This window comes from Pseudomonas sp. DE0157 (assembly GCF_007678615.1).
Taxonomy (GTDB): Bacteria; Pseudomonadota; Gammaproteobacteria; order Pseudomonadales; family Pseudomonadaceae; genus Aquipseudomonas; species Aquipseudomonas parafulva_B.
In genome coordinates this window covers 1-272 of record NZ_VEJN01000061.1, presented here as the reverse complement: position 1 = coordinate 272, position 272 = coordinate 1, and the positions used below count along the sequence as shown (strand labels likewise).

The 272-nt window shown below is 57.4% G+C and carries 1 protein-coding gene; it reads left to right on the top strand.

The annotated features are described in order from the left end of the window. Positions 1–272: immunoglobulin-like domain-containing protein (locus FS777_RS21320; protein ID WP_372239230.1), on the top strand; the 272-nt coding region annotated here is incomplete at both ends.

Here is a 272-nt window from a genome sequence, read left to right as displayed (position 1 = left end):
GGCGCAGATGTTGGCAAGTTCGAGCAACTGACGCTGGACAAGACGCCAGTCAGCACCCAAGTTACCGACGAGCCAGGCTCGGGTACTCCGGGCACGGGCAACCAGGGCAACCAAGTTCTGGTCACCATTGCGGCGGATCAGACTTCTGTTGCTGAAAACGTCAAGCCGACGTTCACCGTCCAGATCAACAAAGCACTGGCCAACGACTTGGTCGTGACCCTGAGCAACAATGAAAAGGTCACCATCAAGGCCGGCGAAACCAGCGCTCAGTA